The organism is Nonomuraea africana, assembly GCF_014873535.1.
In the GTDB taxonomy this organism is placed as follows: Bacteria; Actinomycetota; Actinomycetes; order Streptosporangiales; family Streptosporangiaceae; genus Nonomuraea; species Nonomuraea africana.
In genome coordinates, this window is sequence record NZ_JADBEF010000001.1 from 928,965 (window position 1) to 953,197 (window position 24,233).

Annotated in this window: 25 protein-coding genes; 12 read left to right on the plus strand and 13 right to left on the minus strand. The window is 70.0% G+C overall.

What is annotated here, in order from left to right; all coding sequences use genetic code 11:
• Positions 1 to 5: 5 nt before the first annotated feature.
• Complete coding sequence (locus tag H4W81_RS04150) at positions 6 to 1,016, minus strand: S8 family peptidase (protein ID WP_192773547.1); 1,011 nt, start codon at positions 1,014 to 1,016, stop codon at positions 6 to 8.
• Positions 1,017 to 1,191: 175 nt separating this feature from the next.
• On the opposite strand from H4W81_RS04150, the gene H4W81_RS04155 reads away from it, so the two are divergent.
• Positions 1,192 to 1,686, plus strand: coding sequence for a DUF3145 domain-containing protein (locus H4W81_RS04155; RefSeq protein ID WP_192773548.1), 495 nt, complete (start codon positions 1,192 to 1,194; stop codon positions 1,684 to 1,686).
• Between the two features lie 88 nt (positions 1,687 to 1,774).
• On the opposite strand, the gene H4W81_RS04160 is transcribed toward H4W81_RS04155, so the two are convergent.
• The 10 genes from H4W81_RS04160 to H4W81_RS04205 form a co-directional block, all read right to left on the minus strand.
• A complete protein-coding gene (locus H4W81_RS04160) occupies positions 1,775 to 3,199 on the minus strand; it encodes a carboxyl transferase domain-containing protein (protein ID WP_192773549.1) in 1,425 nt (474 codons plus the stop codon).
• 11 nt (positions 3,200 to 3,210) lie between these two features.
• Entirely contained in the window at positions 3,211 to 4,443 is a 1,233-nt protein-coding gene (gene fabF, locus H4W81_RS04165; protein WP_192773550.1) for a beta-ketoacyl-ACP synthase II, read from the minus strand.
• A 33-nt stretch (positions 4,444 to 4,476) separates the two neighbouring features.
• Entirely contained in the window at positions 4,477 to 4,716 is a 240-nt protein-coding gene (locus H4W81_RS04170; protein ID WP_183646883.1) for an acyl carrier protein, read from the minus strand.
• A 55-nt stretch (positions 4,717 to 4,771) separates the two neighbouring features.
• Entirely contained in the window at positions 4,772 to 5,728 is a 957-nt protein-coding gene (locus tag H4W81_RS04175) for a beta-ketoacyl-ACP synthase III (protein WP_192773551.1), read from the minus strand.
• Positions 5,725 to 6,621, minus strand: a complete 897-nt coding sequence (locus H4W81_RS04180; protein ID WP_192773552.1) for an ACP S-malonyltransferase — start codon at positions 6,619 to 6,621, stop codon at positions 5,725 to 5,727. Before H4W81_RS04180 ends, H4W81_RS04175 begins: the two co-directional genes overlap by 4 nt.
• A gap of 103 nt (positions 6,622 to 6,724) precedes the next feature.
• On the minus strand, positions 6,725 to 7,849 hold the full coding sequence (locus H4W81_RS04185) for a PucR family transcriptional regulator (RefSeq protein WP_192780603.1): 1,125 nt from the start codon (positions 7,847 to 7,849) through the stop codon (positions 6,725 to 6,727).
• An 87-nt stretch (positions 7,850 to 7,936) separates the two neighbouring features.
• Positions 7,937 to 8,371, minus strand: a complete 435-nt coding sequence (locus H4W81_RS04190; protein WP_192773553.1) for a DUF350 domain-containing protein — start codon at positions 8,369 to 8,371, stop codon at positions 7,937 to 7,939.
• Positions 8,372 to 8,380: 9 nt separating this feature from the next.
• Positions 8,381 to 9,535, minus strand: coding sequence for a glutathionylspermidine synthase family protein (locus tag H4W81_RS04195; RefSeq protein WP_192773554.1), 1,155 nt, complete (start codon positions 9,533 to 9,535; stop codon positions 8,381 to 8,383).
• Complete coding sequence (locus H4W81_RS04200) at positions 9,535 to 9,750, minus strand: hypothetical protein (protein WP_192773555.1); 216 nt, start codon at positions 9,748 to 9,750, stop codon at positions 9,535 to 9,537. Before H4W81_RS04200 ends, H4W81_RS04195 begins: the two co-directional genes overlap by 1 nt.
• Entirely contained in the window at positions 9,750 to 10,103 is a 354-nt protein-coding gene (locus H4W81_RS04205; protein WP_192773556.1) for a hypothetical protein, read from the minus strand. Before H4W81_RS04205 ends, H4W81_RS04200 begins: the two co-directional genes overlap by 1 nt.
• Before the next feature lie 82 nt (positions 10,104 to 10,185).
• Between H4W81_RS04205 and H4W81_RS04210 the strand changes: the two genes are divergently transcribed.
• The 9 genes from H4W81_RS04210 (at position 10,186) to H4W81_RS04250 (ending at position 20,495) form a co-directional block, all read left to right on the plus strand.
• Positions 10,186 to 11,205: a PHP domain-containing protein gene (locus tag H4W81_RS04210; RefSeq protein WP_192773557.1), complete on the plus strand. Its 1,020-nt coding sequence runs from the start codon at positions 10,186 to 10,188 to the stop codon at positions 11,203 to 11,205.
• Positions 11,206 to 11,303: 98 nt separating this feature from the next.
• A complete protein-coding gene (locus tag H4W81_RS04215; protein ID WP_192773558.1) occupies positions 11,304 to 12,623 on the plus strand; it encodes an ABC transporter substrate-binding protein in 1,320 nt (439 codons plus the stop codon).
• A complete protein-coding gene (locus tag H4W81_RS04220; RefSeq protein WP_318781513.1) occupies positions 12,620 to 13,531 on the plus strand; it encodes a carbohydrate ABC transporter permease in 912 nt (303 codons plus the stop codon). The genes H4W81_RS04215 and H4W81_RS04220 overlap by 4 nt, the downstream gene beginning before the upstream one ends.
• A complete protein-coding gene (locus H4W81_RS04225) occupies positions 13,528 to 14,340 on the plus strand; it encodes a carbohydrate ABC transporter permease (protein ID WP_192773559.1) in 813 nt (270 codons plus the stop codon). The genes H4W81_RS04220 and H4W81_RS04225 overlap by 4 nt, the downstream gene beginning before the upstream one ends.
• Positions 14,337 to 16,043 (plus strand): glycoside hydrolase family 36 protein, encoded by a 1,707-nt coding sequence (locus tag H4W81_RS04230; protein ID WP_192773560.1) that lies wholly within the window; start codon positions 14,337 to 14,339, stop codon positions 16,041 to 16,043. Before H4W81_RS04225 ends, H4W81_RS04230 begins: the two co-directional genes overlap by 4 nt.
• On the plus strand, positions 16,040 to 17,032 hold the full coding sequence (locus tag H4W81_RS04235; RefSeq protein WP_192773561.1) for a LacI family DNA-binding transcriptional regulator: 993 nt from the start codon (positions 16,040 to 16,042) through the stop codon (positions 17,030 to 17,032). Before H4W81_RS04230 ends, H4W81_RS04235 begins: the two co-directional genes overlap by 4 nt.
• Before the next feature lie 60 nt (positions 17,033 to 17,092).
• Positions 17,093 to 18,988, plus strand: coding sequence for a CBM35 domain-containing protein (locus H4W81_RS04240; RefSeq protein ID WP_192773562.1), 1,896 nt, complete (start codon positions 17,093 to 17,095; stop codon positions 18,986 to 18,988).
• 333 nt (positions 18,989 to 19,321) lie between these two features.
• Entirely contained in the window at positions 19,322 to 20,047 is a 726-nt protein-coding gene (locus tag H4W81_RS04245) for a helix-turn-helix transcriptional regulator (protein WP_192773563.1), read from the plus strand.
• Positions 20,048 to 20,129: 82 nt separating this feature from the next.
• Positions 20,130 to 20,495 (plus strand): VOC family protein, encoded by a 366-nt coding sequence (locus H4W81_RS04250; RefSeq protein ID WP_192773564.1) that lies wholly within the window; start codon positions 20,130 to 20,132, stop codon positions 20,493 to 20,495.
• Between the two features lie 433 nt (positions 20,496 to 20,928).
• Here the strand turns inward: H4W81_RS04250 and H4W81_RS04255 are convergent, their stop codons facing one another.
• Complete coding sequence (locus H4W81_RS04255; protein ID WP_192773565.1) at positions 20,929 to 21,759, minus strand: SDR family oxidoreductase; 831 nt, start codon at positions 21,757 to 21,759, stop codon at positions 20,929 to 20,931.
• A 196-nt stretch (positions 21,760 to 21,955) separates the two neighbouring features.
• Complete coding sequence (locus tag H4W81_RS04260) at positions 21,956 to 22,327, minus strand: DUF5997 family protein (RefSeq protein ID WP_192773566.1); 372 nt, start codon at positions 22,325 to 22,327, stop codon at positions 21,956 to 21,958.
• 79 nt (positions 22,328 to 22,406) lie between these two features.
• Between H4W81_RS04260 and H4W81_RS04265 the strand changes: the two genes are divergently transcribed.
• Together H4W81_RS04265 and H4W81_RS46725 are read left to right on the plus strand one after the other, a co-directional pair.
• A complete protein-coding gene (locus H4W81_RS04265; RefSeq protein WP_192773567.1) occupies positions 22,407 to 23,111 on the plus strand; it encodes a LysR family substrate-binding domain-containing protein in 705 nt (234 codons plus the stop codon).
• Positions 23,112 to 23,489: 378 nt separating this feature from the next.
• Positions 23,490 to 24,203 (plus strand): hypothetical protein, encoded by a 714-nt coding sequence (locus H4W81_RS46725; RefSeq protein ID WP_225958454.1) that lies wholly within the window; start codon positions 23,490 to 23,492, stop codon positions 24,201 to 24,203.
• Positions 24,204 to 24,233 lie beyond the last annotated feature (30 nt).

The following is a 24,233-nucleotide window of genomic DNA, read 5'->3' on the forward strand; positions in this document are numbered from 1 at the left end:
GGCTTTCAGGTTGAGTGAACGACCACACCCACGCCCGGAATCTCCTGTGAATCAGGCAGATCGGCGACGTGTCGCACGCCGGGTGCCGCGGCGAACGCTCCCGAGACCAGGGCGGCGGAGAAGGACGTGCCGCTCCAGCTGGCGAAGCCCTCGAACTCGCCGAACTCCAGGAACGTGCTGGTGAGCCAGTCGCCCCTGGCCCAGGCGTCCACCCACGGGCCGTGGGCGGAGTACGGCGTCCTGCGCTCCTGCGCGGCGTCGAGCGCCCCGACCCCGACCACGCCGGGCAGCGCGGCGGGCCAGAACGGGCGCTCCGAGGCGGTGTTGCCCGCGCACGCCACCGTCACCGTGCCCTCCAGCGAGGCCACCGCGTCGGCCACCAGCCTGGACGGCTCGTCGTCGAAGGTGTGGCAGCCGAGCGAGAGGTTGAGCACCTGGGGCGGGTCGGGCCGCAACCGGTTCAGCGCGCGCAGCAGGCCCGCCTCGTCGCCGACGCCGTCCGCGCCGAGCACCCGCGCCACCTGGAAGGCGGCGCGGGGTGCGCGCCGCTGGATCAGGCCGGCGATGAACGTGCCGTGCCCCGCCTGCGCTTCGAGCTCGCCGTCGCCGTCGTCGTCGGGACGGTCGGCCGCCTCGGGACCGAGCCTGCGGTACCAGTCGCTCTTGGCCCACCACGGATGCGCCGCGATGCCGGTGTCGACCACCGCCACCCGCACGGGCGGGCCGTCCGCGCCCGGGGGCGGCTCGAGCGGCGCGGCGGGGAACGGCCGGGAGGCCGGGCCGCCGAACCACAGCGGCTGACCCGTGAGCACGTGGTTGGGACCCGCCCGGTGGCCCTCCTCGCGCAGCCGCATCGCGATCTCGCACGGATCCTCGCCCGGCGTCAGCCTGATGCGGAACACCCCGTCGGCCTCGGACACCGCCTGAGTCCACCGCTCCGCGGCCGACAGCGCCCCTCGGTCGGTGAGGAGCTGGCCGGGACGGATGAGCGCGGCGCCGACCGCTTGGATGTCCATGGCCCGGTATCTTTCCGCCTCCGGCCCCACGTCACATGCCCCAGCCGCAACATCTTGGTATAGCCCCCCTCTAGCACCGGGCGGCGACCGACGGTAGTCTCTCCCTAGTCACTTGTGATCATCCCAGGACGAGGCCGTTGGGGAAGGCGCACCTCGTACCGAAACGGGAGGTCCGGTGTCTGCTCGTGGCGTGCTGTACGTCCACTCGGCTCAGCCCGCGCTGTGCCCTCATATCGAATGGGCAGTCGCGGGTGTCCTTGGCGTGCCCGTAGACCTGACGTGGACGCCCCAACCTGCCGCGCCGAACGTGGTGCGCGCGCAGGCCGAGTGGGAAGGACGCCCTGGCATCGCCGCGGCCATCACCTCCTCGCTCATGGGCTGGCAGCGCATCCGATTCGAGATCACCGAGGACGCCTCGCCGGGGGTGGACGGGTCCAGGCACGCCTACACGCCGACGCTCGGCGCCTTCAACGCGGTGATCGGGGCGGCGGGGGACATCATGATCCCCGAGGACCGGCTGCGGGCGGTGATGCTGATGGCCGCGCAGGGACGCTGCGTGCTGGAGGACGAGCTGGACAAGATGCTGGGCAAGCCCTGGGACGAGGAACTCGAACCGTTCCGCTACGCGGGCGACGGCGCCCCGGTCCGCTGGCTCCACGCGGCAGTGTGACCTGCCCGACGGAGCGGCGGCCACATTCGGGCTCAAGCACGGCTGTGCCCCCTCGCCCGGAGGCGAAGGGGCACAGGCGGCAGAGATACTACAGCGGGATGTTGCCGTGGGCGCCACGGGCCGGGGTGGCCGTGGCGAGCACCTTGGCGATCGCACCGCGCGTCTGGGCCGGGTCGATGACCTCGTCGATCACTCCGAGCTCCCTGGCCCGCTCCACCCCGCCCGCGAGCCGCTCGTGCTCCTGGGCCAGGCGGTGCTCCAGCTCCGCGCGCTCCTCCTCGGGAGCGGCCGCCAGCTCGCGGCGCTTGAGGATGCGCACCGCCGCGACCGCGCCCATGACGGCGACCTCGGTCGTCGGCCAGGCGAAGACACGGGTGGCGCCGAGGGCACGGGAGTTCATCGCGATGTACGCGCCGCCGTACGCCTTCCTGGTGACCAGGGTGACGCGGGGCACGGACGCCTCGGCGAAGGCGTGCAGCAGCTTGGCGCCGCGGCGGACCACGCCGTCGTGCTCCTGCCCGACGCCGGGGAGGTAGCCGGGGACGTCCACGAGGACAACCAGCGGCACCCCGAAGGCGTCACACATACGAACGAAGCGAGCGGCCTTCTCGGCGGACGTGGCGTCGAGGCAGCCGCCGAGACGCATCGGGTTGTTGGCGACGACGCCGACGGTCCTGCCCCCGAGGCGGCCGAGCGTCGTGACGATGTTGGGCGCCCACTTCGGGTGCAGCTCGATGCCGGGCTCGTCGAGCAGGCCGTTGACGAGCGGCTTGACGTCGTAGGCGCGGCGGGCCGACTCGGGCAGGAAGGCCGAGAAGTCGACCTCGTCGATCGAGGAGACGCGCACGCGGCCCTGGTGGCCGAGCAGCACGGCGATCTGGCGCGCCTTGACCAGCGCGTCGGCCTCGGTCTTGGTGACGATGTGCACGACGCCGCTGCGCTTGCTGTGCGGCTCGGGGCCGCCGAGCGCGGCGCTGGTGACCTCTTCGCCGGTGACGCTGCGCACGACGTCGGGTCCCGTCACGAAGATGCGGCCCTGGTCGGCGAGGATGACGATGTCGGTGAGCGCGGGGCCGTAGGCGGCGCCGCCGGCGGCGGGGCCGACGACGACCGACAGCTGAGGGACGATGCCCGACGCCTTGGTCATGGCGGCGAAGACCCGGCCGACGGCGTGCAGCGACTCGACACCTTCGGCGAGTCGCGCACCACCGGAGTGCCAGACACCGATGACCGGCACCCGTTCACGGACGGCCACGTCGTAGGCGTGAACGATGTGCTCGCAGCCCTCGCTGCCCATCGCACCACCCTGGAAGCGGGCGTCGCTGCAGAACGCGACGACGGGAACACCCTCGACGCGGCCCATGGCGGCGAGCACGCCGCTCTTGTCCTGGGGGGAGATCAACCGCAGCGAGCCCTCGTCGAGCAGCGCGGTCAGGCGGACGATCGGATCGCGGGGATCGACGGGCGTCTCATCGGAGGCGCCGGTCACCACCCCGTTGTCGAGCACGGTCATCTATGGCTCCCTCAGTGCGTGGTGAAGACGACGGTCACGTTGTGGCCGCCGAATCCGAACGAGTTGTTGACCGCGGCGATGTCGCCTTCTGGGAGCTTGCGCGACTCACCGTGGACAAGGTCGACCTCGATGCCGTCGTCGGGGTTGGCCAGGTTGATGGTGGCGGGCACGACACGGTCCTCGAGGGCCATGATCGTGAAGACCGACTCGATGCCGCCGGCGCCGCCGAGCAGGTGGCCCGTCATCGACTTGGTCGAGGTGACCAGCGGGTGCGTGCCGATGGCCTTGGCCACCGCCTGAACCTCGATGACGTCGCCCGCGGGCGTGGAGGTGCCGTGCGCGTTGATGTGCTTGATGTCGTGGCCCGTCACACCGGCGTCGGTGAGCGCCTGGGTCATCGCCATGATGACGCCTCTGCCCTCGGGCTCGGGCTGGGTGATGTGGTGGGAGTCGGCGGAGTAGCCGACGCCGGCGGCGTAGGCGTAGATGCGGGCGCCGCGCGCCTTGGCGTGCTCCTCGCTCTCCAGCACCACGATGCCCGCGCCCTCGCCGAGCACGAACCCGTCGCGGTCGCGGTCCCACGGACGGGAGGCGCCCTGCGGGTCGTCGTTGCGGGTCGACATGGCCCGCGCCGCCGCGAAGGCGGCGATGTTGAGCGGGTGGATGGCGGCCTCGGTGCCACCGGCCACGACCACGTCGGCACGGCCCGACCTGATCATCTCCATCGCGTAGCCGATCGCCTCGGCGCCGGAGGCGCAGGCGGAGACGGTGGCGTGGACGCCCGCCTGGGCGCCCAGGTCGAGACCGATCCAGGCGGCGGGGCCGTTCGGCATGAGCATGGGCACGGTGAACGGCGAGAGCCTGTTCCAGCCCTTCTCCTTGAACGTGTCGTAGGCCGACAGCGTCGTGGTGATGCCGCCGATGCCGCTCGAGACGACGACGCCGAGCCTCTCGGGCGCCACCTGCGGGGCGCCGGCGTGCTGCCAGGCCTCGCGCGCGGCGACCAGGGCGAGCTGCTCGCTGCGGTCGAGGCGACGGGCCTCGGGCCGCGGCAGCACCTCGGACGGGTCGACGGCCGCGACGCCCGCGAACTTCACGGGGACGCTGTCGACCCAGTCCTCGGTGAGGGACCGCACACCAGACTGACCGGCGAGGAGCGCCGACCAGGTCGAGGTGACGTCTCCACCGAGGGGCGTCGTCGCGCCGAGCCCGGTGACGACGACTCGTGCCCGGTTTGCACTCACGTGGTTACGCTCCTTGCTGATCAGAAGGGGTTTTCAGGCCTGGATGAAGTTGAGGACGTCCTTGACCGTCTTCAGGTTCTTGAGCTGGTCGTCGGGAATCTCGACGCCGAACTCGTCCTGAGCGGCCACGGCGATCTCGACCATGGACAGGGAGTCGATGTCGAGGTCGTCCACGAAGCTCTTCTCCGGGGTGACCTCGGACGCCGGGATCCCAGTGATCTCGTTGACGATCTTGCCGAGGCCCTCGAGGATCTCCTGCTCGCTGACTGCCATGTCGGTAGTTCTCCTTTGAGTTTCTTCTTGGGTGTTGTACGGCGAGCCGTACAAGTTACGGGATCTCGACGACTTGGCCGGCGAAGGTCAGGCCGGCGCCGAAGCCGAGAAGGAGGGCCAGCTGGCCCGACTGCACCTCGCCGCGCTCGATCATGCGTGAGAGCGCGAGCGGGATGGAGGCCGCCGAGGTGTTGCCCGCCAGGACGATGTCGCGGGCGATGACGGCGTTGTCCGCGCCGAGCTTGCGGGCGATGGACTCGATGATGCGCAGGTTGGCCTGGTGCGGGACGAACGCGGCCAGATCGGCGGGGTCCACTCCGGCACGCTCGCAGGCCTCCCTGGCCACCGGGTGAAGCGCGGTGGTGGCCCAGCGGAACACGGTCTGTCCTTCCTGGTGGAGGAAGGAGTCGCGGTCCTTGATGATGATCGCGTCGTACTTGTCGCCCGCGCTGCCCCAGACCACGGGGCCGATGCCGGGGGTCTCGGAGGCGGTGACCACGGCGGCGCCCGCGCCGTCGGCGAAGATCACCGCGGTGGCCCGGTCGCTCCAGTCGACCCACTGAGAGAGCTTCTCGGTGCCGACGACCAGCACGTTCTTGGCCGAGCCCGCCCGTACGGCGGCGCTGGCGGTGCCGAGCGCGTAGCAGAAGCCCGCGCACGCGGCGTTGACGTCGAAGGCGCCGGGGGAGTCGATGCCCAGGCGGTGGGCCACCCGCGCGGCCGCGTTGGGGATCTGCGACTCGAGCGTGCAGGAGGCCACGATCACCAGGTCGATGTCGGCGGCGTCGAGACCCGAGCCCGCGAGCGCCTTGCCGCCCGCCTGGACCGCCATGTCGATCTCGGTCTCGGACGGCGGGGCGACCCTGCGCTCCTTGATGCCGACCCTCGACTGGATCCACTCGTCGTTGGTCTCGATGGTCTTGGCCAGGTCGTCGTTGGTGACGATGTTGGCGGGCTGGTAGTGGCCGAACGCCAGGATCTTCGCCCCTGGGGCGGCGTCGGGAATCCTCATTTGATCAGCTCCCTGGCCGCGTCGAGGTCGTCGGGGGTCTTCAGCGCGACGGTCTGCACGCCGCGCAGGGCGCGCTTGGCCAGGCCCGTCAAAGTGCCGCCGGGCAGCAGCTCGACCATCGTGGTGACGCCGAGCGCGGCCATGGTCTCCATGCAGGAGTCCCAGCGGACGGGGTTGCTGACCTGGTTGACCAGGAGCTCCACGAACTCGGCGCCGGTGTCGACGACCTGGCCGTGGGCGTTGGACAGCAGCTTGGTGTGCGGATCGCCGGGCGTGACCGCGGCCGCGGCCTGGCGCAGCTGGTCGACCGCGGGAGCCATGTGGACGGTGTGGAAGGCGCCGGCGACCGACAGCGGGATCAGCCTGGCGCGGGCCGGCGGCTCCTCCTTGAAGGCGGCCAGCTGCTCGAGCGTGCCCGCCGCGACGATCTGACCGGCGCCGTTGATGTTGGCGGGGGTCAGGCCGTGCCTGTCGATGGCGGCCAGCACGTCGGCCTCGACGCCGCCGAGCACGGCGGTCATGCCGGTCTCGGTGACCGCGGCGGCCTTGGCCATGGCCTGGCCGCGCTCGCGGATCAGCGTCAGCGCCTGCTCGGGGGTCAGCACTCCGGCCAGGGCGGCGGCGGCGAACTCGCCGACGCTGTGCCCGGCCAGCAGATCGGGGCGGGCGCCCAGCGCCTCGGCGGCGGCCAGCGCGGCGGCCACGAGCAGCGGCTGGGCGACGGCGGTGTCACGGATCTCGTCGGCGTCGGCGGTGGTGCCGTAGGCGATCAGGTCGAGCCCGACAACCTCCGACCATGCGGAAAGCCTGTCCCTGAGGCCGGGTAGCTCTAGCCAGGGTGTCAGGAAGCCTGGGGTCTGGGCGCCTTGGCCCGGAGCGACGAGTACGAACACGGATTCCACCATGCCCTGTAGAAGTCCGACACGCGGATGGAGATCCGTACGAACTTTGTCCCAGGGGTTTTGTAGGAACCCTACAGCGGAGGTTTCGGGGGCGTTACGTTAGAGCACGCCAGGTTACGGCGCTCTCCGTGAGCCTGCCCAGGATGAGCCCGACCTGCAACGTGAAGGCCGATCTGCCCTCGGTCGGCTGGTAGCCGGTCAGCTCGGTGATCTTCTTCAGTCGGTACCTGACCGTGTTCGGATGGACGAACAGCAGCCGGGCCGTGGCCTCCAGCGAGGTGCCCTGCTCCAGGTAGGTGGCGAGGGTGTCGAGCAGCGGCGTGCCGGCCAGCGGCAGGTAGACGTTCTCGACGAGCTGCTGCCTGGCGTCGTCGTCGCCGTCGAGCGCCCGCTCGGCCAGCAGGTCCTCCGCGTGGACCGGCCGCGGCGCGTCGGGCCAGCCGGGGGAGGCCTTCAGCCCGGCGATCGCGGCCCGCGCCGAACGGGCGGCCGCGTGCAGGTCGGGCACCTCGGGGCCGATGACGATCGGTCCGGGGCCGAAGCGCGGCACCACCTGCCTGGCGGCGTGGTCCACGTTGTCGGCGCCGCCGACGATCACGATGAGCCGGTCGGCCTGCACACCCGCGAGCAGGTCCATGCCGATGCGCCTGCCCTTCTCGCGCAGGCCGTCGATGACCGCGCGTGGGTCCTCGTCGGGGGCGTGCCCCGCGATCACCACGACGGGGGCCGACGTCCAGCCGAGCGCCGCGGCCCAGGAGTGCAGCCCGTCGTCGACCTCGCCGCGCACCAGCGCGTCGACGATCAGCGCCTCGAGCCTGGCGTCCCAGGCGCCGCGGGCCTCGGCCTCGCGGGCGTAGACCTGGGCGGCGGCGAAGGCCACGTCGCGCGTGTAGCGGAGCATGGCCTGCTCCAGCTGGTCGCCGCCGCCGGGCGCGGCCAGCTCGTCGGTCATGGTCTCGACGACCTCGACGACGATGCGGACGATGTCGACCGTCTGCTGCAGCGAGATGGAGCGCTTCAGCTCGCGCGGGGCCGTGCCGAAGAACTCGATGCTCGGGGTGGGACGGCCCTCGCCCGCGTGAGCGAACCACTCGACGAAGGCGGCGATGCCGGCCTGGGCGACCAGGCCGACCCACGAGCGGTCCTCTGCCGACAGGGCGCGGAACCACGGCAGCCGCTCGTCCATGCGCGCCATGGCGGCGGTGCCGAGGGTGCCCATGTTGCGCTCGAGACGCCTGGTGGTGTCTTCCCTGGTCCGCTCCTCGTGGTCCTTCACGCCTCTAGAGTGCCAGGTCCTGAGGAGTGCTCAGATGACGGCCACCGCGGTGATGAGCCCGATCGCCAGATGGGTGACGGCCAGCAGGCGGGCGCCGGGCTGCAGCTCGCTCTCCTTGATCAGCTCGCGCACCGAGATGCCCGCGACCAGGTCGAAGACCAGCATGGCCACGGTCTGCATAGCGATGCCGACCAGCCCGAACACCGCGGTGGCCAGCAGGCCCTCGTGCAGCGCGCCGCCCGACGACCAGATGGAGGCGGCGACGATCAGTCCGACCGCGGCCAGGCCCGAGGTGGCCAGCAGCGTGGCGTTGGGGTTGCGCTCGATCTTGATCACCGCGCTGAGCTTGCCGGGGGTGGCCAGGTCGATGGCGTAGAAGCCGACGATCAGCAGGACCATGCCGAGGACGGCGTAGGCGGCGATCGCGAGCGCGCCCGAGAGGAGGTTGTCGACCAGTGGGGACATGGGGTGCCTTTACAGCTCGATGCGATGAGGAACGAAGGACGAGGTGTCGTCGGTGATCAATCCTGCCGTCTCGCGGATGCCGAGTCCCGCGGACTCGTCGGCGACCACCCACGCCCCGAGCACGGGCCGCTGCCCTTCGAAGGAGGGTAGCGCCTCGAAGCCCTGGTAGACGTGCCCTTCGGCGCCGTAGGAGCCGGGGGTCTCCACCTGGTGGGAGGGGGAGACGATCCGCATGGAGGCGCCCTCTCTTCCCAGGAGCGGCTTGACGATGTACGAGGTCAGCTCGCGCGGGCCGTCCAGGTAGGCGGGAAGCAGGTTCGGATGGCCGGGATAGAGCTCCCACAGCAGCGCGAGCAGCGCCTTGTTCGACAGCAGCGCCTTCCACAGCGGCTCGATCCACGTGGTCGAGGCGGCGTGCCGTACGGCGTGCTCGCCGAACCTGTCGGCCAGCATCCACTCCCACGGATAGAGCTTGAAGGCCGAGCGGAGCACCCGGCCGCCGGTGTCGACGAAGCGCCTGTTGAGCGGGTCCCAGCCGATGTCCTCCATCGCGATGGCGACCGTCGTCAGCCCCGCCTGCTCGGCCGTCTCCTGCAGGTAGGCGACCGTCATCGCCTCCTCGCCGGTCTCGTCCATGTTCGTCCAGGCGAAGTGGGTCGGCCCCGTGGGCAGGACCAGCTCGCGCCACCTGTCGATGAGGCGCTCGTGGATGGAGTTCCACTGGTCGTCGCCGGGGAAGCGGTCCTGCAGCCAGTACCACTGCACGACGCTCGACTCCAGCAGCGAGGTCGGGGTGTCGGCGTTGTACTCCAGCAGCTTCGGCGGGGAGACGCCGTCGTGGCGCAGGTCGAAGCGGCCGTAGACGTGCGGGTCGCGCCGCTCCCACGAGCGGGCGATCTCCTGCCAGGTCCACTCGGGCAGCTTGAAGTCGGCGAAGCGCCGCTCGGCGATCACGTGCTCGACCGCCGCGAGGCACATCCGGTGCAGCTCCTCGACCTGCGCCTCGAGGTCGAGCACCTGCTCCATGGAGAAGACGTAGTGGACGGACTCGTCCCAGTAGGGGCGGGGCAGGTGCGCGGCCTGCACCGAGCGGTGGAAGGCCAGGCCCTGGCCCTCGACGATCTTCTCCCAGCCCTGGCGGGGAGTGTCGTGCTCGCGTCGCATCAGGATCCCGTCGAGGTGCGGTTGCCGAAGCCGTTGGTGGAGATCTTCCCCGCGCGGGTGAGCTCCTCGCCGCTGGTGGTGACGACGTAGGAGTCGCGGGGACGGGCGGTGGTGCCGTCGGAGACGTCGGGGGAGGCGCAGCCGGTCAGGACGACCGCCGACAGGGTCACGAGGGCACCCAGCGAGACCGAGCGCGAGGAGAGTCCGCGCGGCATCAGCTGCCGCCCCCGCCCCTGCCGCCGAAGCCGCCCTTCTGGATGACGTGCCCGTTCCTGCTGGTGATGCGGGCCTCCGCGGGCCGTACGGTGGTGCCCTGCAGCACCCGCACGCCGCTCCTGACGCCGCCGTAGTACCAGCCGTAGGCGTGGTGCGCGCCGTGACGCTCGTCGCAGTAGTCGTCGTCGACGACCTGGTAGGAGCCGTCGGGCAGCCGGGTGCCGAGATCCACGCAGTCGGCGCCGACCTCTTCGTAGTCGTCCTGCGCGGAGCAGTACCCGACCACCAGGAGCGACACCACCCCGAGCGCGGTCAACGTGATCGCCTTGGTCGACTTCCGGGTTTCCGCCATGGGGCTCCAGAGCTTATCGGTGCTTTATGCCCCGGACAACGCGCACGTGAAGCGCCGGGTTCCCACCGGGTAGTCAACCACTATGGAACCCGCCCAAGCACTGCGTGACATCGCCTTCCTGCTGGAGCGGGCGGGCGAGCCGACCTACCGGGTGCGGGCCTTCAGGCGCGCCGCGTCCGTGGTGGCCGACCTCCCTCCCGACGAGCTCGTACGGCTGGCCCGCGCCAACGCGCTCGCCGACCTGCCGGGCATCGGCAAGGTCACCGCGCTGGCGATCACCGAGGCGCTCGACGGCCAGACCCCCACCTACCTGCGCAGGCTCCAGGCGACCGAGGGCAGCGACCTCGACTCGGAGAGCGCCGCGCTGCGGGCCGCGCTCAAGGGCGACCTGCACACCCACTCCGACTGGTCCGACGGCGGCTCGCCGATCGAGGAGATGGCCGCCTCGGCCAGGGCGCTCGGCCACGAGTACCTGGCGCTGACCGACCACTCGCCCCGCCTGACCATCGCCAACGGCCTCTCACCCGCCCGGCTGCGCAGGCAGCTCGACCAGGTGGCCGAGCTGAACGAGAGGCTCGCGCCGTTCAGGATCCTCACCGGCATCGAGGTGGACATCGGCATCGACGGCACCCTCGACCAGGAACCCGAGCTGCTGGAGCGGCTGGACGTGGTGGTCGCGAGCGTGCACTCCAAGCTGCGGATGAACGCCCAGGAGATGACCCGCAGGATGGTCACGGCGATCGCCGACCCGCACGTGGACGTGCTCGGGCACTGCACGGGCCGGATCGTGAAGGGAAGCACCAGGCGGGGAGGGCAGCGGCCCGAGTCGGAGTTCGACGCGGAGCTGGTGTTCGAGGCGTGCCGCAGGTTCGGGGTGGCCGTCGAGATCAACTCCAGGCCCGAGCGGCTCGACCCGCCCAAGCGGCTGCTGCGCCTGGCCTACGAGATGGGCTGCGTGTTGTCGATCGACTCCGACGCTCACGCGCCGGGGCAGCTGGACTGGCAGCGGTTCGGCTGTGAAAGGGCGGCCATGTGCGGGGTGGAGGCCGAGCGCATCGTCAACACCTGGCCGGTGCAGCGCTTGCTGGAGTGGACTGCCTGACTCGCTGAAAGTTTTCGAAGGGGTATTGCAAGTATCCGAAACACGGAGGTAACGTCTGGGCGCGTCAGGCCAATCTCTGCACCCCCCAGGAGACCGACATGGCCCACCTCGACCGCCGCCGATTCCTTCAGCTCGGCGCGCTGGCCGCCGCGGGAGGCGCGCTGAGCGCCTGTGGCGGCGGCGGCTCCGGCGCGGCGGGCGGAACCGGGAAGATCACGGTGTGGAGCTGGCAGGGCCCGGCCGCGATGATGAAGCAGCTGGTCCCCGCCTTCGAGAAGGCCTTCCCCGCGATCAAGGTCGACGTCCAGGACATCGGCAACCCGGCCATCTGGGACAAGATCACCGCAGGGCTCGCCGCGGGAGGACAAGGGCTCGCCGACGTGCTCCACATCGGCGTGGACTACCTGCCCGCCTACGTCGAGAAGTTCCCCGACGGCCTGGCCGACCTGGTGCCGCTCGGCGCCGGCAAGCACAAGACGGCCTTCGCCCAGGGCATGTGGGAGACCGTCAGCCGCGACGGCAAGGTCTACGCCCTGCCGTGGGAGGCCAACTCGGCGGGCTTCTACTACCGGGCCGACCTGTTCGAGAAGGCGGGCGTCGACGTCGAGACGCTCCAGACCTGGGACGAGGTCATCGAGGCGGGGATCAAGCTGAAGGAGAAGACCGGCGTTCAGCTCCTCGGCATCGACAAGCCCGCCTCCCAGGCCGACTCGGCCAACCTCTTCCAGATGCTTCTGCAGCTCCAGGACAGCTTCTACTTCGACATGCAGGGCAACGTCACCCTCGACACCCCGCAGGCGGTCACCGCGCTCACGATCATCAAGAAGCTCAACGACGCGGGCCTGGTCGCCGACATGGCGGGCGGCTGGAACACGATGATCAGCTCGATCAAGAAGGGCTCGGTCGCGGTCCAGGCCATGCCGACCTGGTTCGGCGGCATCATCGAGGAGACCGTCCCGGCGGAGCAGGGCAAGTGGAAGGTGCGGCTGCCGCCCGCCGTCGTCCCCGGCGGCAAGGTCTCGGCCACCGTCAACTCCACCCACCTGGCCGTCGCGGGCACCAGCGAAGACAAGGCAGCCGCCTACGCCTTCGCCGAGTTCGTGCTGACCAGGCCGGAGAACCAGGTCGCGATCTACAAGGGCAAGGGCATCGCGCCCGCCCTGATGAAGGCCTACGACGACCCCGTCTTCCACGAGGCGTCGGAGTTCTTCAGCGGCCAGAAGAAGGGAGAGGTCTTCCTCGACGCGCTCAAGCAGCCCTCCTACGTCACCAACTACTCGGCCGACTACCCCAGGGCGCTCAAGGCGGTGACGGACGCGCAGAGCAAGGTCCTGCTCAAGGGCGCCGATCCCGCCACCGTGCTGAAGGAGGCCGCCGACCTCGTCGGCCAGCAGACCGGCAGGAAGGTGCTGCGGTGACGGCGCTGGCCTCGCGCGCCGCCCCCGCGAAGGCGACGCGCGTGCGGCGGCTGCCCGCCATGAAGGTGGCGCCCTACCTGTGGGTGCTGCCCGCCGTGGCGCTGTTCGCGATCTTCAAGATCTACCCGATCGTCTGGTCGTTCTGGCTGAGCCTGTTCAGGACCGACGGCGCGCTGCAGACCTTCGCGGGCGCGGCCAACTATCAGCGCCTGGTGGCCGACCCGCTGTTCTGGACGGCGCTGCGCAACACAGGCGTCATCCTCGTCGTGCAGGTGCCGCTCATGCTCGCCGTCGCCGTGGCGCTCGCGGTGGCGCTCAACTCGCCGCTGCTGCGGTTCAGGGGCTTCATCAGGCTCGGCTTCTTCCTGCCGATGATCACCGGCCTGGTGGCCTACGGCCTGCTCTTCGCCGTCCTGCTCAACCCGCAGTCCGGACTGGTCAACTGGGTGCTCGGACTGGCCGGCATCCCGCCCGTGCCGTGGCTGACCGACACGCTCTGGGCCCGCATCGCCCTCGGCCTGGCGCTGACCTGGCACTACACCGGCTACAACGCGGTGATCTTCCTGTCGCGGCTGCAGGCGCTGCCCAAGGACCTCTACGACGCGGCCGCGGTGGACGGCGCGGGCGGCTGGCACCGCTTCCGTCACGTGACGGTGCCAGGGCTGCGCCCGGTCATCCTGCTCACGCTGGTGATGTCCACGATCGGCACGCTGCAGCTGTTCGACGAGCCGTACGTGCTCACCAACGGAGGGCCCGACAACAGCACGCTCACCGTCGGCCTCTACCTGTACAACAACGGCTTCAGGTACCTCGACTTCGGCTACGCCTCGGCCATCGCCTACGCGCTCGCCGTCATCATCGGCATCCTCGGGATCGTCCAGTTCCGCGTGCTGGGGGAGCGGACATGAGCCGACAGATCATGCTGACCTCCACGCTGCTGCTCGCGGTCGCGGTGGTGCTGGTGCCGTTCTACTGGCTGGTCGTGGCCGCCACCCACAGCAGCGCCGAAGTCTTCGGCAGCCCGCCGCCGCTGCTGCCGGGCGGCCACCTGCTGGACAATCTCGCCGGGCTCGAGGCCGGTGTCGGCTTCAGCCGCGTGGTCGGCAACTCCCTGCTCATCGCCACCCTCTACACGCTGCTGGCAGGGCTGGTCTGCACGATGGCGGGCTACGCCTTCGCCACCTACCACTTCCGCGGCAAGGAGTTCCTGTTCGGGCTGCTCATGCTGGGCCTGGTCATTCCCAGCCAGGTCACGCTGGTGCCGCTGTTCAAGATGATGCTGGCGCTCGACTGGCTCAACACCTACCAGGCGATCGTGCTGCCCAACCTGGCGCTGCCGTTCGGCATCTTCCTGATGCGGCAGTCGATGTCCGCGCTGCCGGCCGAGCTGCTGTCGGCCGGCCGGGTGGACGGCTGCGGGGAGCTGCGGCTGTTCGCGCGGGTGGTGCTGCCGCCGATCAGGCCCGCCCTGGCCGCGCTCGGCATCTACCTGTTCCTCTACCAGTGGAACGACTTCGTGTGGCCGCTGATCGCGCTGCGCACCAGGGACGCCTACACCATCCCCCTGGCCATCGCCGCGCTGCAGGGCGCCACCGAGACCGACTACGGCCAGATCCTCGCGGGCACGGCCGTCGCCGCGCTGCCGATGGCGGTGCTGTTCCTCCTACTGCAACGACACTTCGTGTCCGGACTTCTCGCTGGAGCGGTGAAAGAGTGAGCGTCACGACCGCGGGCCTGGCGCCCGCGCCGACCGAGCACCTGCTCGACGATGTGCGGCTGGCCGTGCTGGCGAGCGGGGGAACGGCCGGCTGGCGCCTGTCGGGCGACACGCTGGAGGTCCGCTCCCATGGGGAGCTGGAGATCAGGCTGTCGGTGCCGCTCGGCGACGCCGTCGGATTCTGGCACCCCGCCTGCGACTGGCAGCGCACACTCGTCGCCGACTGGGCGGGACACGAGCGGGTCTCGCTGGTGAAGGGCGCGGCGGCCGGGTGCCTCTACGACAGCACGGGCCGCACGCTGCTGGCCTTCGCCGCCGAGGACGCGGTGCCCGAGGTGTCGATGCGGTTCGGGGTGTCGGAGGAGTCCAAGACCTTCATCGTGCACCTGACCGTGCCCGCGGGGCCGTACCGGATGCGCTTCGCCAGGAGCGCGCCGTCGGTGGCGTCTGCGATGCGGACACTGCGCCGCGCGCTGGGCGGGGAGGGCTTAGCGCCCCGCGAGGGGGCGCGCGAGCCGGTCTACTCCACCTGGTACGGCTTCACGCAGGACGTCTCCGACACGGGCGTCGAACAGGAGGCCGCGCTCGCGGTCACGGCCGGGTGCGGGGTGCTCATCCTCGACGACGGGTGGCAGCGGCTCGGCAGCGGGCGCGGCTACAGGGGCGTCGGCGACTGGGAGCCCGATCTCCAGAAATTTCCGGATTTCGGGGCGCATGTGGCGCGGGTACGGGCGCTCGGCCTGCGCTACCTGGTGTGGGTGGCGCCGCTGCTGCTCGGCCCCGACGCCGGCTGCTTCGACGAACTGGAGCCCCACGCGCCGGCGTCGGCGGGAGCGCCGGGGGCCAGGGTGCTCGATCCGAGGAGACCCGAGGTCAGGCGGCACGTGGTCGCGCTGTGCGCCAGGCTGATGGGGTTCGGCGTCGACGGGCTGAAGATCGACTTCCTGGACGAGGCCATGGTCTACGCCGGCAAGCCCGCGCACGGCGCCGACATCCAGGACGTCGGCACGGCGATGCGGGTGCTGCTGGCCGAGGTGCGGCAGGCGGTGGGGGAGACGGCGCTGCTGGAGTTCCGCCAGCCGTACGTCGGGCCGGGGATGGCGGGGATCGCCGACCTGCTGCGGGCCAACGACTGCCCCGCCGACGCCACCGCCAACCGGATCAGGACCATCGACGTGGGGATGCTCGCCGTCGGCGGCACCGTCCACGCCGACATGCTGATGTGGGACCAGGGCGCCGACCCGCGCAGCGCGGCCCGCCAGCTCATCGGGGCGCTGCACGCGGTGCCGCAGATCTCGGCGCGGCTGGCGGACCTGCCCGGCGCGCACCGCCGGATGGTGGCCTTCTGGCTGGGGGAGTGGCGCAGGCTGCGGCACCTGCTGCTCGACGGCGAGGTCGAGCCGGGACGGCCCGACGAGCTGTACCCGGTCGTGCGGGCCGCCCGCGGAGGGGAGTGCGTGATCACGGTGGGCGCCGACCGGGTGGTCGCCGTGGACACCGCGGCCCACCACTCGGTCACGCTCGTCAACGGGACCGGCGCCGACCGGCTGGTGCTGGAGGTCTCGGGTCCGGGCATCGGCGTATCGCGCCTGCACGGGCCCGACGGCTCTAAGATCGAGCCGGTGGTACGGCGGCTGGAGGCGGGGCTCGTCTCGCTGGCCGTACCTCCCTCGGGCATGGCGGTCCTGGAGGAGGAACGGTGAAGATCGGCATCACCGAGGTCGCCGCGCGCGCGGAGGTCAGCGAGGCCACGGTCAGCAGGGTGATCAACCGGCGGGCCGGGGTGTCGGCCAAGACCCGCGAGGCGGTCGAGCGGGCCATGGCCGAGCTCGGCTACGAGCGCACCACCCGCGGCCAGATCGTCGCGGTGATCACGCCATGGCTGTCCAACCCGTGGTTCGCCGACGTGGCCGAGCTCATCGAGGCGGCGCTGGCGCCGCACGGGCTCAAGGGCGTCCTCTGCCCCGCGCTGCCGGGCGGCATACAGGAGCGCGAGTTCGTCTCCGCGCTGGCCGAGCACGGCGTGGCCGCGGTGGTGTTCCTGTCGGCCAGCAACACCCTCGACGACCCCGACCCCGAGACCTGCGAGATCCTGGCGGCGCGGCGCATCCCGTTCGTCGGCGTCAACGGCGGATTCGAGGGGCACTCGATGCCCGTGCTGTCCACCGACGACGTCATGGCGGCCGAGCTGGCCGTCGACCACCTGTGGCGGCTCGGCCACCGGCGCATCGGGATGGCCTCGGGTCCCGTCGGCAACCGTCCTGCCGACCGCAGGGTGGACGGCTTCGCCGACGCCATGAGGCGGCGCGGGGTGGACGATCCCTCCTCGCTCGTCATGCGGCAGTACTACACCATCGAGGGCGGGCAGTCGGCGACGGCCGCCCTGCTCGGGCGCGGGATCACGGCCGTGGTGGCGGCCAGCGACTTCATGGCGCTGGGCGCGATCAGGGCGATCAGGCGTGAGGGCCTGCGGGTGCCCGAGGACGTCTCGGTGGTCGGCTACGACGGGTCGATGATCATGGAGTTCGTCGATCCGCCGCTGACGACGGTCAGGCAGCCGATCGACAGGCTCGCCAAGGAGGTCGCGCGGAGCGTGGTCGCGCTGGTGAGCGGGCGGGGTGTGCCCGCCGGTGAGCTCATGTTCAGCCCCGAACTCCTGGTCCGCTCCTCCACGGCCGCCCCCAAGGCGTAGCTTGCGCTGGTTTTTCCTGGCTTATGCCCAGTCAATTCATCCGATGATCGGGAGAATCGCATGAGGATGTTACCTGTCCTGCTCAGCTCCTTCCTGGCCGCCGGCCCGCTGGTGGTCGTCAACCCTGGCTTCGAGAAGGACACCGAGGGGTGGACCTTCACCGCCGGCACCGGCGTGGCCACCAACAACCCCCACGGCGGGGCCAAGCTCATCTACCTCGACGCCGGCCCCGGCAAGAGCGTCAGCCAGACGATCACCGTGCCGTCGGCCGGCAGCTACTCGGTGTCGGCGTGGATCGCCACCGGCGGCGCGGGCGGCACCTTCACCGTCCTTCGCGGCGGCACGGCGGTCCAGACGATCACGCTGCCTTCCCGCTCCACCTACTCGCGCTACACGATCTCCGACGTCGAGGTGGCCGAGGGCGAGCAGCTCGGCATCGTCTTCGGCTCGGGCACGGGCTGGGTGAACGTCGACGACGTCATGGTCTCGCCGGGCGCCAAGGCCTCGCCGACCGTCACCTCGGCCAACCCGAAGATCGCCGAGATGTTCGCCTGGGCGAAGGCCAAGGCGGGCTCATGGGTGCACCAGGACGGCGTCCCCGGCCCGCTCAACGTCGACGAGCGCAGGCCGTCGGGCACCGGGGAGGGCGTCTACACGCCCACCTACTGGGCCGGCTACGCCCACCGCAGCGGCTACTACTCCCGCGACTTCGCCCACCAGCTCGCCGGCGCGCACATCCTCGGCCTCGACGCCGAGAACAAGAACATGCTGCGCTCCTTCGCGCGGTCGGCGACCGCGGAGCACAAGTACTACCCGGTGTGGGCGCTGAACTTCGACGCCGCCACCTACCTGGCCATCGACTACCGCTCGCCCACCAACTTCGTGCGCGAGGTGCCCGCCACCTTCGAGCTGGTGGAGAAGGCCAACCAGGCCTTCAGATGGACGGGGGACCGCTCCTACGTCGACGACCCGGTCTTCTGGGACTACTACCGGCACGCGGTCAAGGAGTTCGTCGAGCTGCACGACGGCCAGCTGCCCAACGGCGTCGCCGAGGGCACGGGCAAGGGCATCTTCCAGGGCGCGGCCAGCTACAACGAGGTCAGCGGGGAGCCCCTCGCCGAGGCGGGCGACGCGATCGGGGCGCAGTACCAGGCGTACCGGGCCCTGGCCGCGCTCGCCGCCGACAAGGGCGACGAGGAGCTGTCCGCCTCGCTGGCGGAGCAGGCGCGCTCGCTGAAGGCGTACTTCAACCAGACCTGGAGCGTGAAGCAGGGCACCGGCGAGTTCGTCAGGGCCTACACGGTGGACGGCACCCCGCTGACCGGATTCGGCAAGGAGAACAGCTGGTTCATGCCGATGAAGGGCCTCATCGACGCCGGGCCCCGCAACGACGCCTACCTCGACTTCGTCGACGCCGAGGCGTCGGGGGCCGGCCGGCCCCGCAACATCGAGGCGATCACCTACCTGCCCGACACCTTCTTCAGGCACAATCGCGCGGAGACGGCGTGGAAGTGGATGCAGGACGTCTACGACAAGCGGGAGGTCAAGCACGTCAACTCACGCCAGGGGCTGAACGGCGACTACCCGGAGGTGCCGTTCACGCTGGTCAGCCAGACGGTGGAGGGGCTGATGGGCATCGAGCCCGACGCGCCGCGCCGCACTGTCGCCACGCTGTCCAGGCTGCCCGCGGACATCGGCTGGCTGGAGGTGGCGGACGTGCCGGTGGGCGACGGCACGATCACCGTACGGCACGACGGGACGTCGTCGAGCACGTTCACCAACGGGGGGTCGTCGATGGTGTTCTGGGAGGCGCGCTTCCTGGGGACGCACCGGTGGCTCGAGGTCAACGGGCACAGGTTCCCTGGTAAGCGGCAGGTGATCGACGGGGTGACCTACACGGTGGCCAAGGTTCCCGTCCGTCCTGGACAGACGGCCGGCGCCCGGCTCGCCTCCTGACCGGCCGCCCGCCGTACCTGAGGCTCGTGGGGTACGGCGGGCGCCGCCTGATTTGACGGCCATCGGCACCTTCTTCGACGGAGACCGCCATCTCACGTTCGCAGGGAGTGCCGTCTCGCGTCGGTGCCTGCGCTCATGGAGCGCGCCCCTCGTCGGCCCCGCGTGACGCCCTTGCCCACGGAGACCTGCGTCTCGCGTCAGCGCTCTGCTCTTGGGGAGCCTGCCATCCCGCGTCGGCGTGATGCTCACGGAGAGTGCCGTTCGGGGAAGAGTCCTGTCACCCCGGAGGAGCGGCGGGGCGAAATGTCGGTGGCGGCGCGTAGCGTGCCGGTTGTGAACCGTACCGATCGGCTCTACGCGCTTGTCGAGGACCTGCGCGCGATCTCCCCCAGGTGCCGGTCAGCGCGCCAGCTCGCCGAACGCTTCGAAGTCAGCGTGCGCACGATCGAGCGCGACATCGCCGCGCTCCAGGAGTCGGGCGTGCCCATCTACGCCGAGCCCGGCCGCAGCGGCGGTTACGCGATCGACAAGAACCACTCCCTGCCTCCGCTCAACTTCACCCCCGCCGAGGCCGTCGCCATCGCGATCGCCCTCAGCAGGGCGGGCGACCAGCCGTTCGGCCGCCAGGCTCGCAGCGCGCTGCGCAAGGTCGTCGCCGCGATGCCGGGCTCGGAGGGGGAACTGGCCAGGGAGCTCGCCAGCCGCGTCCAGATGGTGGCCCCGGCCGAGACCGGCGACGAGATCCAGCCGCTCGGCCGCGCCGGCGTCTCCCGCGCGATCGAGGACGCCCTGCTGCGCCGCCGCGTCCTGCACCTCGAGTACGCCGACAGGAAAGGTGCCCTCACCTCGCGCGACGTCGAGCCGGGGGTGTTCCTGGGCGGGCGGGGCGGGTTCTGGTACCTCGTGGCTTGGTGCCGCCTGCGCGACGACGTCCGCGTCTTCAGGCTCGACCGCATCGCGGGGGCCTCGGTCAGCGACGAACGCTGTCCCGACCGACCCCTCGAGGGCTACGTGACGGAGGTCCCCGACATGATCGTCCACGGCACCGTTCTCGATTAGTCGTTCGGAAACACCGACATAGGGTTGTCGCCCCCGCGATTTATCGTTGTCCTGTTCGAGAAACTTGACGTCTGGAGTTCTTGTGGTCAACACCGTGTCGTGGTTCGAGGTCGCCACCGACGAGCCCGAAGGTGTGCAGCGCTTCTATGGCGACCTGTTCGGCTGGCACTTCGCCGAGGCGCAGGGCGTGTCCATGGACTACCGCTTCATCACCGAGACCGAGGGCGCCAAGCCCACAGGCGGCATCCTCGGCACCGAAGGCCGGCGACCCGGCCATGCCGTCTTCTTCGTGCACGTCGACGACGTGGAGACGGCGTGCGTCAGGGCGGAGGCGCTGGGCGGCAAGGTGCTGAGCAAGGTCATCGATGACACCGGCGGGGCCAGCTTCGCCTACCTGCACGACATCTCAGGCAACCTGTTCGGCGTCCACACCCCGCCGGCCGGCTGACCCGCGTCACCACTGTCCGCTGAAGGGCGTCGGGCCTTTCCCCTCGACGCCTCGTCAGGCGCCTTCCCCGCCGCGGACGTGACGCGTACCGACCGCCCCTCTTCGGGGCGGTCCCCCTCCCTGGGCTCGCCGCCAACCGCCGAGCGGCGGCGCGCCCAGGGGCATCCCAAACGACACCGAGCAAGCTCGCAGGGCCGGGTGTTCGGTGTGCTCCGGCTCGCTTTGATGTCTCTCTTGCTTACTTCAGCGTGCGCCCGCTGGCCCTTCCCGGCGTGCTCGGGTCTTCTCCGGCATGCTCCATCCCTGCCTGGAGTGCCGGGCCTCTTCGACGTGCTGCGGGTGCGCTCTGTCCCCTCCCTGCGTGCTCCAGCCGTTATTCCGGCGTGCCGTTGCGTTCTTCGGAGTTTCCCGGCGTTTCAGACTGAGGTCACGATCACCGCTGACCGTCACCGAGAAATTGCCGCGCGCCGCGCAACGTGGTCTGAAGCCGCCGCTGGGTCATGGCGCAGTCCAAGCGCACGTCTATGGGGCCGGGCAACCTGGTGTCCGCCCGCCGGCCTGAAGGCAAATGGTCCGCGTCGAGGCCATCGCGGCGAGCGATAAGCAGCCCGAGCTCGTATCGGCTTACGGCATCGGCTCCGGCGACGTGGTGGATACCCCGATACTCGGATGCGGCAAGTTCCAGAAGCGCCGCAGCAAGATCGACTACATGCACGGGACACCGCACGTCATCGGTGAACAGCACTCCTCTCGCTCTGCCGGTCGCAAGTGAATGCACCAGGGCCTCGTGTGGGGAGTCACCGTCGCCAATGATCAAAGATGTCCGGGCTACCACCGCGGCCGGCACGATCGCGTTCACCGCTGTCTCGGCGGCGGCTTTGGCCGCACCATACGGGCTGATCGGGTCAGGGACGCACATCTCGTCATAGCGAATCGCGGCGCCGGAGAAGACGGCATCGCTGGACACATGGACGAGGCGTCCACCCGCCGTAGAGACAGCGAGAGCCACGTTCGCGGCGCCAATCGCCGTGGTAGCCCATTCCGTCTGCCGGAAGGCAGCGTTGATGACCGCCTCTGGCCGGAATGCGCCGATCAGCGCATCGACGTCCTCTCGTCGGCGCACATCGAGCGGCAACCACTCAACGCCAGCGGTCTTTCCCGATCGGGTCAGATACGTCGCAGCAACCTCGTGTCCTGCCAGCGAACACTGTCGAGCGAGCTCGCTGCCGAGAAAGCCGCTACCGCCGACGATGAGGGTTCTCATGGCCGGTCACCATAGTTGATCAGTCGCTCCGGAAACGGGGCTCTTGCCGCAGGTGGGCCGTGCTGGGCCCGGCGCGAACCGCATTGCCCCCAGTCCCAGTGCGTAAGCCCTCTGGTTCCTTGGGGGCAACGAGGACCTCTCGGCGGCTCATTCGTCGAGTTCGTCGCGGGCCGGAGACGTTCAGAATCTCGGCTGTCTAGCGTTGCTTGAGGCGGAGTGCTTCTTTGCGGGTCTCGGCCTGGATGGACCGCTCGCGCTCCAGCCACGCTGGGTTCTCCGCCTTCAGCGCATCGATCTCAGCGGTGGTGAGCGGTCCGGTGATCCCGCCTCTGGCCAGGCCGGAAATGGAGATCCCGAGCTTCGCGGCGACGACCTGCTTGGGGTGCGGGCCGTTGCGGCGAAGGTCCGCGAGCCAGGCGGGTGGCGTCGACTGCAACGCGTTCAGCTCGTCCCTGGAGACGACACCCGCCTGGAACTCGGCGGGAGTGGCCGAGAGAAGCACACCCAGCTTCTTGGCCGCGGTCTCGGGCTTCATCGTCTGGATGGTCTTCGGTTTGGGCGAGGTCATGGCGTCGAGAGTAGCCAGTCGGAACGGGTTCCTCTGACATCGGTACCCTGAGGAAGTGACTGATGGGGAGACCGGCAGGATGTTCCGGCTGGCGTACGTGCCCGGGGTGACACCCGCGAAATGGGTCAACGTCTGGACCGAGAGGATGCCCAGCGTGCCGATTACCCTGGTCGCGGTTCCCGCCGCCGAGGTGGTCGGACTCCTGCGGGATGGCGGCGCCGACGCCGGATTCGTCAGGCTGCCGGTCGACCGGGACGGGCTCAGCGTGATTCCTCTCTACGTGGAGACCACGGTGGTCGTGGTGCCCAAGGACCACGCGGTGGCCGCCGCCGACGAGGTGGCCATCGCGGACCTGACCGACGACGAGGTGTTCCATCCTCTGGACGACACCATCGAGTGGACGGTCCGGCCCGGGCTGCCCGCGTTCACCCGCCCGGCCACAACGGCGGACGCGGTCGAGCTGGTAGCGGCCGGCGCTGGGCTTCTCCTGGTTCCGCAGTCGCTGGCACGCCTTCACCACCGCAGGGATCTCACTTACCGGCCGGTGCCGGACGCGCCGCAGTCTCAGGTCGCGCTGGCCTGGCCCACGGACGCGACCACTGACCTGGTGGAAGATTTCATCGGCATCGTCCGCGGCCGGACAGTGAACAGCTCGCGGGGTCGTACCCCCGCCTCCACTGCGGAGAAACCGGCACAGCGGCAGGCACAAAAACCCGCGCAGAATGGCTCCGGCCGCCGGGCCGTGCCGGCCAGCCGTAAAAGGAAGGGCTACCGGCCCCGGTGACCTGCAGCCCCGAGCCTCCGGTTCGGACCCGGCAATGAATGTGGCCGACCCGGCTTCAGTTGAACCACCTTGAGGGACCCGAGACCCGAGATTTCTCCGCCCCACGCCCAGATCAAACTGGACGTGGCGTAAGGGAAGATCGGGCTCCATCTCAGCTCACCGACTTCCGGCCTGGTCGACGCGATCATCCCGGAGCTGAGTTCCCCGCCGGAGGCATGTTCTGACCTGCCACCTTCTTATGAGGTACCTACAGAACGGCCTCTGTCCGCGGCGACTCGCCTCGCGGCTCCTCCTGATTCGGGCGAGATCTGGTGATCTTCGGTGCAGAGATCCGGCATCATGTCCCGGTGTCAGCAGTTTGGACTATTGGAGGCGGCCGTGGAGGGTCTCACCTCGTACGAACGATTGCACTTGGATTCCCTTGAGGAGATTCGACGGAGCCCGCACTTCGAGGTCTTCAGCGCAGGGGTGGACGAATGGCTACGCCCGGCGATCGGTAATGATCTGGGAGAGTACCGCCCCGAGTGGGAGAACGTGTCCATGGCTGGAGGGCTGGTGTCTCACCAGCTACGGTTCTCGGAGTTCTTCATCGCGTGGCAGACGACCGGGCCGCTTCCCCGCGTCCACGGCGAGATCGATGTGTTTCCGCTGTTGGACGTGGTCGAGCAGGGCGATGTGCCCATGGGCTACCCGACCACAGAGTTCCAACGCCGCTTTCTTTCTCAGTTACGGTGCATTGCGGCCTCCCGGGGCACAGGGAGCGGCCACCTGACCCACTTGCGCGTGCAGCCAGATGCCGGCCCGGTCGAAATCTGGTTCGACGACCAGCATGCCGACACTGGGCCGTACCCCAGCCACCCGTACCCCGTTACCTACACCAAGCTCGATCTCACCTACGGTGAGTACATGGACGCCTTGCTCGCCACCAGAGGAGCTCGCGGCTGGGAGTTCCTATTCGCTGACATTGAGCTGGGGAGACCCGGCTTCCATGACATCGTGACGAATCTGCGCAACATGCTTGAGGTCTTCCCCCGACTGTTTCCTGGTTGCGATTACACCCCGTTCCAGGAGCGTTTGGCAGCGCGGCTTTAGCAGTACCTCGGACGGGTGTCTGTCTTTGTG